At 69.8% G+C, this 9,245-nt stretch carries 11 protein-coding genes and 1 tRNA gene; 9 read left to right on the forward strand and 3 right to left on the reverse strand.

The window, feature by feature from the left end; all coding sequences use genetic code 11:
- Positions 1-220, reverse strand: a 220-nt coding sequence (locus tag ACFFNX_RS32975) for a MarR family transcriptional regulator (protein ID WP_378209779.1), incomplete at its 3' end; no start/stop codon positions are given.
- 240 nt (positions 221-460) lie between these two features.
- Between ACFFNX_RS32975 and ACFFNX_RS32980 the strand changes: the two genes are divergently transcribed.
- From ACFFNX_RS32980 to ACFFNX_RS32990, 3 genes are read left to right on the forward strand one after another with little or no spacing between them, the layout of a single operon-like run.
- Positions 461-1,237, forward strand: coding sequence for a YbaB/EbfC family nucleoid-associated protein (locus ACFFNX_RS32980; RefSeq protein ID WP_378209780.1), 777 nt, complete (start codon positions 461-463; stop codon positions 1,235-1,237).
- Between the two features lie 10 nt (positions 1,238-1,247).
- Complete coding sequence (locus tag ACFFNX_RS32985; protein ID WP_378209781.1) at positions 1,248-1,577, forward strand: hypothetical protein; 330 nt, start codon at positions 1,248-1,250, stop codon at positions 1,575-1,577.
- 58 nt (positions 1,578-1,635) lie between these two features.
- Positions 1,636-2,130: a hypothetical protein gene (locus ACFFNX_RS32990; RefSeq protein WP_378209782.1), complete on the forward strand. Its 495-nt coding sequence runs from the start codon at positions 1,636-1,638 to the stop codon at positions 2,128-2,130.
- 141 nt (positions 2,131-2,271) lie between these two features.
- Here the strand turns inward: ACFFNX_RS32990 and ACFFNX_RS32995 are convergent, their stop codons facing one another.
- Positions 2,272-3,309, reverse strand: coding sequence for a M48 family metallopeptidase (locus ACFFNX_RS32995; protein ID WP_378209783.1), 1,038 nt, complete (start codon positions 3,307-3,309; stop codon positions 2,272-2,274).
- Between the two features lie 77 nt (positions 3,310-3,386).
- Between ACFFNX_RS32995 and ACFFNX_RS33000 the strand changes: the two genes are divergently transcribed.
- The 5 genes from ACFFNX_RS33000 to ACFFNX_RS33020 all read left to right on the forward strand — a co-directional run bounded on the left by ACFFNX_RS33000 (position 3,387) and on the right by ACFFNX_RS33020 (position 6,804).
- Positions 3,387-4,655, forward strand: a complete 1,269-nt coding sequence (locus ACFFNX_RS33000; RefSeq protein ID WP_378209784.1) for a phenylacetate--CoA ligase family protein — start codon at positions 3,387-3,389, stop codon at positions 4,653-4,655.
- Positions 4,656-4,867: 212 nt separating this feature from the next.
- Positions 4,868-5,458 carry a nicotinate-nucleotide adenylyltransferase gene (gene nadD / locus ACFFNX_RS33005; RefSeq protein ID WP_378209785.1) on the forward strand — a complete coding sequence of 197 codons (591 nt, stop codon included), beginning with the start codon at positions 4,868-4,870 and terminating at the stop codon, positions 5,456-5,458.
- 36 nt (positions 5,459-5,494) lie between these two features.
- Positions 5,495-5,902 carry a ribosome silencing factor gene (rsfS, locus tag ACFFNX_RS33010; RefSeq protein ID WP_378209786.1) on the forward strand — a complete coding sequence of 136 codons (408 nt, stop codon included), beginning with the start codon at positions 5,495-5,497 and terminating at the stop codon, positions 5,900-5,902.
- Between the two features lie 124 nt (positions 5,903-6,026).
- The gene (locus ACFFNX_RS33015; RefSeq protein WP_378209787.1) at positions 6,027-6,662 is read left to right on the forward strand and encodes a histidine phosphatase family protein; all 636 of its coding nucleotides are present in this window, start codon (positions 6,027-6,029) and stop codon (positions 6,660-6,662) included.
- A gap of 69 nt (positions 6,663-6,731) precedes the next feature.
- Positions 6,732-6,804, forward strand: a tRNA-Ala gene (locus ACFFNX_RS33020).
- 986 nt (positions 6,805-7,790) lie between these two features.
- Here the strand turns inward: ACFFNX_RS33020 and ACFFNX_RS33025 are convergent.
- Positions 7,791-8,465 carry a hypothetical protein gene (locus ACFFNX_RS33025; RefSeq protein WP_378209788.1) on the reverse strand — a complete coding sequence of 225 codons (675 nt, stop codon included), beginning with the start codon at positions 8,463-8,465 and terminating at the stop codon, positions 7,791-7,793.
- Between the two features lie 456 nt (positions 8,466-8,921).
- Between ACFFNX_RS33025 and ACFFNX_RS33030 the strand changes: the two genes are divergently transcribed.
- Positions 8,922-9,245 (forward strand): rRNA adenine N-6-methyltransferase family protein (locus ACFFNX_RS33030; protein ID WP_378209789.1); only part of this gene is annotated, 324 nt, incomplete at its 3' end.

The raw sequence follows: 9,245 nt of genomic DNA on the forward strand, positions 1-9,245 counted from the left end.
GGGCGAGCGACACGGCCCGCGCCCGCCGCCCGCCCGCGGACGTCGGCGTCACGACGAGCAGCCCGCCGGCGGTCAGCTCGCGCACGATGTTGGAGACGGTGGCGCGGGAGAGCCCGGTGCTGCGCGCGATGTCGGCCTGGGTCGGCGCCCCGAACTCGCGGACGGCCTGGATCACCCGCCGCTGGTTGGCCTCCCGCAGGGACGTCTGCGAGCCCGGCATCGCCACCATCGGTCCCCCAGCGGGTCTACGGTGTTCAAGAAGTGAACTCCAGGCTACGCGTAACCGTGCTGGTGCGCTCGCCGCTGTTCGTGGCAGGGGGCGGCCGCCTCCGCGTGCGGCCGCCGTTTCCGTCCACTGAATTCGGTGCCTCTTCCCGCGCCGACCGAAGACTCGAATGGGACGCTTTTCGCATTGCCGTCGATCCTTTATGTAAGGCCTGATCGCGGTACGATCGGGCCCATGGCACAGTGGTCGGAAGAGCGGCCGGACATCGGCTCCGAAGAAGTCGTCCGTGGTGTGGGCGAAGCCGACGAGGGCCGCGTTCGGGTGACCGTGGTCGACGATCGGCTGGAGGCCGTACGCGTGGAGGCGCGGCTGCTCCGGTCGCCTCGGGAGGACCTGAGCCGGCTTCTCATCGAGGCGGTGAACGCCGCGCTCAAGGACTTCCGTGCGCAGCGTCTCGACGGCGGGGACCTGGATTTCGATCTGCGCGAGGTCATCGCCGACCTGCAGAAGGCGAACGAGCAGTTCAAGCTCGACATGAACCAGCGTATGGAGTTCGCCACGGAGGTCACCGCGGAACTGCGTCAGGCCGGGGTCAGAGTCGGGGACCTGCCGACCCTGAACGTCGACGACATGATCGATGAGGTGTCCGGCGTCCTGCGAACGGTGGACGAGGCGCGCACCCTCGGCGATGAGGAGCTCACCGGTACGGGCGAGGCCCCCCGGGGCTCGGTGCGCGCGGTGTGCGTTCCCGGCGGCCGGCTCGTGTCACTGGTTCTGGACGCCCGCGCGGTGCGCGGCACCGTCGAACTCGAACGGGACGTCGTGACGGCGGTGAACGCCGCACTGGACGACCTGGCCGCCAAGACGCGGGACCGGCATTCGGAGGCCGACATCGATCCGGACGCGGTGAGGAAACAACTCGGTCAGATGCGGGAACGGAACATGGCCCGGCTGGAGTCCTACTTCCGTGCGTTGAGCGACGTGATCAACAACATCGAACCGGAGCGCTGAGGGAGCGAGGATGACCGACCAGCAGATCGACTATGACCGGCTGCAGCTGAAGCAGTCCGGCGATGGCATCGTGACCGCCCACGAGAATGCCCGAACCCAGCTGAGCAACACTCAGACGCAGATCGAGGGGCTCGGCGAGTGGTGGAACCCGAACAAGGACCCGAACGACCTGATCGGCGGCCTGCTCGGCGGGTGCTTCACGGCGGTCCATCAGATGATGATGTCCACCGGCCAGCAGAACCTCGACGTGCTGCACAGCCACGGACAGGCGATCCAGGCGATGTCCGGGAACATGACCGGAGCGGAAGAAGCGAACACCGGCCTGACACAGCCGGTCTGAGCCCGGTCCGGGCTCGATGCGAGTCGGCCGTGCGCGGCCGGAAAGGTGACATGATCCAATGGCGATAGAGATCCCTGGCTGGATGGCCAAGCTGCTCAACCTCATGGGCCTGGCCGGAGGCGCGGGCTGGACGAACGCCAACGAGGACAAGGCGCATTCCGCCGGCATCGTGTATCAGCAGCACGCGACCAACCTGCAGCCCGCGGTGACCGACGCGAAGACCCACGGGCAGCGGGCGACCACCGCCGTCCAGGGAACGGCCGGGACGTCGATGACCCAGACGGTCGACCACCCGGAAGGCGCGATCAACAACCTCGTCGACCACCACAAGGGCGCGCTCGTGACGGCGTTGATCGCCGGTGTCGCGGTGCCGATCGGACTGAGCCTCTACAAGATTTACAAGCTCGTCAACGGCGGCATCACCCTGGCGGAGATGGCCGCCTCCGCGCTCGTCCCCGGAGGCGAGGCCGCCTGGCCGGGGGAGGTGGCGGCCGGGCGTGTCGCGCAGAACGCCGTTACGAACACGACGGCCGACTTCGTCCTGAGTGCGTAGCACCCTCTGGGACGTTTCCGTAAAAAGAATAGGCGGGAGGCCGGAAACCGGCGTCCCGCCTATCTTTTTACGATCGGCTCTTCTTGTGATCGACTCTTTTCGTGATCGGCCACCGGGTTCAAAGGATGGGAAGCGGCGCTCTCAGGAGTCGCGGTTGCGGTCGTCGTCGCCGCGGCCGCCGAAGCGGGAGAAGATCTTCTCGCCCACGTTGACCGCGCCCTCGGCCGCGCCCTTGACCACGCCGATGAACGGGTCCTCGCTGCGGCTCCACGACTCGCGGTAGGCGCGGGCGGCGTTCTTGATCTCCTCGGAGATCGAGGCGTTCGCGTCGTCGGTCCGGCGCGGGTAGTCGCCGCCGAGAATGCGCTGGTAATCGCCTTCGTTCGCCCAGTGCTCCAGCTCCGCGAAGCGCACCACGGCGTACGGGTGGGAGCGGCTCAGCAGGTTGAGGAACTTCAGCAGCCCGTCGCGGACGTCGCCGGCCGCGTCGTACTCGCGGGCCTGCTCGCGGAACGCCTCGGCGTCCATCTCCGTGAGACGGCCGCCGCCGGCGAGCTTCATCAGGGCGCGCTTGCCCGCGTCGACGTCCTGGCCGGCGAGCAGCCCGGCGCGGTCGGCGGACAGCTCGGACTTGCGCTGCCATTCGTTCAGGCCCATGAGGATCGCCGAGATGGCGATGTTGCCGAACGGCAGCCAGGCGATCCGCGAGCCGAGGTTGGTCAGGATCAGCGCCATCGTGCGGTACACCGCGTGGCCGGAGAGCACGTGCCCGACCTCGTGGGCCACGACGAACCGCAGCTCCTCATCGTCGAGCAGGTCGACCAGGCCGGTGTTGAGCACGATGAACGGGTGGTCCGTGCCGATCGCCATGGCGTTCGGCGTGGGATCCTGCGTGACGTACAGCTCCGGCACCTCGGGCAGGTCGAGGATGTACGCGCTGTCGCGGACCATGTCGTTGATGTTGCGGAACTGCGTCTCACTCGCGCGTACGCTCCCGCCGAGGAACATCAGCCGGATCGCGCGCTCGCTGAACAGGCCCGCCAGGCGCTTGAGTACGGTGTCGAACCCCGACAGCGACCGCAGGGCGACGAGAGCCGACCGGTCGGCGGGATGTTCGTAGGCCCGGGAGCTGATCCCGGGAAAGCGCGTGCGTGAACGGTCGGGCGTGTTGCTCGTCATGTCCGGCATGTTATGTCCGACGCTCGTGCCGCGCTCGGGGTTCCCCCAGCACGTGTGCCCGATCTATGGTCCGGTTCATGACGGAGGCGTACGGGCCCGGGCCCGCGGAGACGATGTCGCGCGACGAGCGGGCGGCACTGCAGCTGACCCGCCTGCGCGAGCTGGTCGACCGGCTCGTACGGGCCGACGGTGTCCAGGGTGGGCGGCTGCGCGCGGCCGGCGTCACGGGCGGCGAGGACGTCGCGCTCGCCGACCTGCCCAAGCTGCCGTTCACCACCAAACAGGACCTGTGGGACTCCTACCCCGGCGGCATGCTGACGGTGCCGATGCGCGACGTCGTCGCGGTGCACGGCTCCAGCGGCTCGCGCGGCCGTCCCACGCTCGTCGCCTACACGCGGGGCGACCTGGAGCTGTGGGCGGAGATGTGCGCGCGGTCCCTCGTCTGCGCCGGCGCCGGTCCGGGCAGCGTGGTGCACAACGCGTACGGCTACGGCCTGTTCACCGGCGGGCTCGGCATCCACCAGGGCGCGATCGCCCTCGGCGCCACGGTCGTGCCGATGTCCGGCGGCATGACCGAGCGGCAGGTACGGCTGCTCGCCGACCTGCGGCCCGACATCCTGACCTGCACGCCCTCCTACGCCGTACGCCTGGGCGAGGCCGCGCGGGAGGCCGGGGTCGAGCTCAACCTCAAGGCGGGCCTGTTCGGCTCCGAGCCCTGGTCGGAGGAGCTGCGCGGCACGATCGAGGGCCTTCTCGGCCTGGCCGCGCTGGACATCTACGGCCTGTCGGAGGTCATCGGGCCGGGAGTGGCCACCGAATGCCTCGAACGCGACGGCCTGCACGTCAATGAGGACCACTTCCTCGTCGAGGCGATCGGCGAGGACGGCTCGCCGGTCCCGGAGGGCACGCCGGGCGAGCTGGTGTTCACCACGACGCGCGAGGCGATGCCGCTGCTGCGCTACCGCACCGGCGACATCGCGTCGCTCACGACCGCGCCGTGCCCGTGCGGGCGCACGCTCGTACGGATGAGCAAGGTGCTGGGCCGCCGCGACGACATGCTGGTCGTCCGCGGGGTGAACGTCTATCCGCGCGAGATCGAGGCGGTGCTGCTGCGGCACGCCTCGCCGCACTACCAGGTGATCGTCGACCGGCGCGAGACCATGCCCCGGCTCATCGTGGCGTGCGAGGAGGCGGACGCGGGGCTGGAGCAGGTGCTGTCGGCCGAATTGGGCCTGTCGTGCGACGTCCGGGTGCTGCCGTCCGGCACGGTCCCGCGAGTGGAGATCGGCAAGGCGGTCCGCGTGGTGACCTGGGAGTCCGGAGAGGCGCCGCTGCCCGGCCTGTGACGCTCGTCCTACCCCGGCCGACCAGTCCGATCGGGGAGCGTGTGCGCTTCGGGCGGGGCGCCCGGACGGCTGAGGCGAGCGGCCTGATCCGTTCCTGGCGGAGCCGCCGAACCCGGCCGGATGCGGACGCGACACCGTCCGGCGGGGTGACGCTCGTTCCATCGAGGGGGGCATGCGAATCGGTCGCCGGTGCCGCTGGTTAAGGTCGCGCCATGAGACGTCGACTCGGGGTCATGGGCGGCACCTTCGATCCCATCCACCACGGTCACCTCGTGGCCGCGAGCGAGGTGGCGCACCTCTTCGCGCTGGACGAGGTGATCTTCGTGCCGACCGGCCAGCCGTGGATGAAGGAGGGGCGCAAGACGTCCCCGGCCGAGGACCGCTACCTGATGACGGTGATCGCGACCGCGTCCAACCCCAGGTTCTCGGTCAGCCGCGTCGACATCGATCGGCCAGGGAAGACCTACACCATCGACACGTTGCGGGAGATGCGCGAAATACACGGGCCGGACGCCGAGTTGTTCTTCATAACCGGCGCCGACGCTCTGGCGGAGATCTTGTCCTGGCGTGACGCCGATGAGCTCTTCAACCTCGCGCATTTCATAGGCTGTACGCGACCCGGCCACAACCTCGCCGATCCCGGGCTGCCCGGGGGCGGGGTCAGTCTCGTCGAGGTACCCGCTCTGGCGATCTCATCCACCGAGTGCCGCGAACGCGTACTGGCCGGCGAACCCGTGTGGTACTTGGTGCCAGACGGAATCGTGCAATACATCAATAAACGAGGGCTTTATCGTGACGACTGACGACGAAGTCCTCGCAGGGAGGAACACGACAGCATCGTGACCGCATCCGACAGGGCCAACCAGCTGGTCCAGATCGCCGCCGAGGCCGCGGCGGAGAAGCTGGCCGAGAACATCATCGCCTATGACGTGAGCGAGCAGCTCGCCATCACGGACGCCTTCGTCCTCTGCTCGGCGGCCAACGACCGCCAGGTCCGCTCGATCGTCGACGAGATCGAGAAGCGCCTGCGCGAGGACGCCGACGCCAAGCCGATCCGCCGCGAGGGCGAGCGCGAGGGCCGCTGGGTGCTCCTCGACTACTCCGACATCATCGTGCACATCCAGCACGAAGAGGACCGGGTCTACTACGCGCTCGAGCGCCTGTGGAAGGACTGCCCGGAGATGGCCCTGCCCAAGGACATCAACGCCCACGCGGCACAACGTGTACGCGCGGGTGAGGGCCGGTGAGCCCCACGACCCCCGGCCGGCGACGCAGCGGCCGAGCGGCGCACCGCCGCGGATGCGGGGGAGCGTTCATGAGTCAGCGAGTCGACGCCGTGTGCCCGGTCACTTCTGTGGCGAAGGAGGGCTCATGAGCGAGCCGCGCAAGATCGTGTTGTGGCGGCACGGCCAGACGACCTGGAACGTCGAACGCCGCTTCCAGGGCACGACCGACATTCCCCTGGACGAGACCGGCGTCCGGCAGGCGGCCCGCTCCGCCCGGCTCCTCGCCGCCCTCCGCCCGGACGCGATCGTCTCGTCCCCGCTGCAACGGGCCAGCGCCACCGCCGGCGCGCTGAGCGAGGTCACCGGCCTGCCGGTCACCCATGACCCGGACCTCATCGAACGCGGCGGCGGGGCCTGGGAGGGCCTGACGAACCACGAGATCCGCACCCGCTTCCCGAGCGAACACGCCATCTGGCAGCCACCGGGCGGCGAGACCGCCGAGCAGGTGGCCAAGCGCTTCAACGCCGCCCTCGAACGCGCGCTGAGCCGCATCCCCGACAACGGCCTCCTCGTCGTGGTCTCCCACGGCGCGGCGGTCCGCATCGGCATGCTGCACTGGCTCGGCTTCCCCGAAGAGCTGTGGGGCCGCTTCGGAGGCCTGTCCAACTGCTGCTGGTCGGTACTGGAGGAGGGCCGAATCGGCTGGCGTCTGGTCGAGCACAACGCCGGTACGCTGCCAGAACCGGTCTTGAGCGACGACCGCGCCGCGAGTGACGGCTGATCGATTACAGGTATGGCCGTCAGGTCCGATACACTGACGGGGCGTCGCAGGGAGACCTGAAAGACGCGCGGGGCTATGGCGCAGTTGGTAGCGCGCCTCCATGGCATGGAGGAGGTCTGGGGTTCGAATCCCCATAGCTCCACGGGCTGGCCGACCGTACTCACCGCCCCTCGGGGGCGGTTTCGCGGTTGGCCGCTATTTTTTTTGGGGGGCGACCCCCCATTCCCCCCGATGTGGGGGCTGCGCCCCCACGCCCCCCACGCGTCTGTACGTTCCCGGGCTCCCGCGCCTCCGTGTTTTGGGGTCCCTGCGTCCTCTACGTTTCCGCGCTACTGGCCCCTTTGGCCCTGGGCTTCCCGGCACTATCGCGTCCCCCCCCGCCTCCGCGCCCTGCGTTTCCGCGCCTCCGGGTCCTCGCGCCTCCGCGTTCTCGCGCCCCTGCGCTTCCGCGCCCCTGCGCGCCCGCGCTTCCGGGTTCTCGTGCTACTGCCCCCTTCGCTCCCGGGCTTTCGCGTTTCCGTGCTACGGCACTTTCGCGTTCCCTGCGTTCCCTGCGCTACTGCGCCCTTGCGCTTCCGAGCTCCCGTGCTACGGCACTTTCGCGTCTCCGCGCCCCCGCGTCTCCGCGTCTCCGGGTTCCCGCGTCTCCGGGTTCCCGCGTCTCCGCGTCTCCGCGCTTCCGCCCCTCCGCGTCCCCGCGCTTCCGCGCCCTGCGCCTCTTCGCCCCCGGGCTTTCGCGTTTCTGCGCTACGGCACTTTCACGTTCCCTGCGCTCCCGCGCTACTGCGCCCTTGCGCTTCCGAGCTCCCGTGCTACGGCACTTTCGCGCCTCCGCGCTTCCGCGCCCCCGCGCCTCCGCGCTTCCGCGCCCCCGCGCCCCCGCGCCCCCGCGTCTCCGGGTTCCCGGGTTCCCGCGTCCCCGCGTCTCCGGGTTCCCGCGTCCCCGCGTCTCCGCGTCCCCGTGTCCCCGCGCTTCCGCCCCTCCGCGTCCCCGAGCTTCCGTCCCTCCGCGTCCTCGCGCCTCCGCGCCTGTCCCCGTGTCCCTGCGCTTCCGTGTCGCCAACGGTTCCTTGGGGTGGGGGTTGGTTGGGTCTTGTTGGGGTGGTGAGGGGCTTTGCGTTGTGAGTGTTAGATGTCGGTGTTCTGGTGTGGGTGGACTGTTGTGGTTTCCATTACCGGGCGGGGGGTGGTTGGGGTGCATGCTGCCGTTAGTTGGCCGACGCGGGCTACTCGGGCGGTTAGTGCCACGTTGGCGCCTCGGAAGCGGTCGGTGCCGGTTGTTCTCGGGGTCCACGTGCCGAACAGGTCGCCGCTGATCGGCTGGCGTGGGGTTACCGGGCCGCCGGTTCCCGTCATGCGGAATGACGTCGACTGGGCGCCGTTGACGTTGATTTCGGCTACCGCGGTCCACGAGTCGATCGCCACCGGTGTGCGCAGGTTCAGGCGGGCGATGTGCAACTGGAAGCGGATCGGGCGGCCCACCGTCGCGCGGTCGGGTGAGGCGGTCAGTCTTCCGTTGATGGTGACCGGGCGGGATCCCAGTACCGGGACGCTGCAGGTGTAGGTGGCCGAGAAGCTCGACGCCTCCGCGGACCCGTACGGCGTGACCACCGCGGTGCCGCCGAGCGCGATCATTGTTGCGGCGGTCACGGTGTGACGTCGGATGGATTTGGTCATCTTCTGTTCCCCCGTCGAGTTCGGCCTGCCGGACGCCGTGTCCGGCGTCCGCAGAAGGTCTCCCCGCGAGGCCATCACGACCGTGACTCCCACCGGGGTCTTTTTACCGGTGGCGGCGAAGATCATCGCCTGCCGGTGGCGATGACGGGTGAACACGAGTGAACAGAATGGGGGGATCGGTAGGGGCCTCTCACCATCACCCCATCACCCCATCGCTCGGGCGCGGAGCGCTCCCCGGCGCGTCCGGCGGCGTCGTTGCCTGCCTGACGCCGCCTGGTGCGCGTGTCGTCCAGGCGGTGCGGTCATCGACGTCCAAGCCGATCGGCTCGGCGTTCGGGACCAGCCGGACGACGGTCCGTTCGTCACGTCGTACCGACGGCGTCACCGGGGCCGAGCACGGCCGTGCTTCGTACCGTCATCGACGCGCCTCCTCGGGCTCGGTCCGAGACGAGGCCGCGGTCATCGCCGCGGCTAAGCCCGGGAGTCTCCCGCCACGGAGGGACGCGCGCTTAATTCGATTGCCTGGTCGTGCGGAGGCCTCCTACGGTGAGAGCATGACGTGCTTCATGAACATGGTGCGCCGTGGTCGCCTCCGGGCGGTCGCGGCGGGCGTGGGGCTGGCACCCGCTCGTTGACGAGTGGGCCCGGCGCGTCGTCGAGGACGCCCGCGTACGCCCGGGGCAGCTCGTGCTCGACATCGGTGCCGGCCGTGGCGCGCTGACCACTCATCTGCTCGCCGCCGGAGCCCGGGTCGTCGCCGTCGAGGCGCACCCCGGCCGGGCCGCATGGCTGCGTGAGCGGTTCGCCGGTACGGGCGTGACCGTCGTCGAGTCCGACGTGCTGGACCTGCCGCTGCCGCGCCGGCCCTTCCGTGTCGTCGCCGGCCCGCCGTACGCGATCTCCAGT

It is taken from the genome of Actinoallomurus acaciae, from assembly GCF_042429965.1.
In the GTDB taxonomy this organism is placed as follows: domain Bacteria; phylum Actinomycetota; class Actinomycetes; order Streptosporangiales; family Streptosporangiaceae; genus Actinoallomurus; species Actinoallomurus acaciae.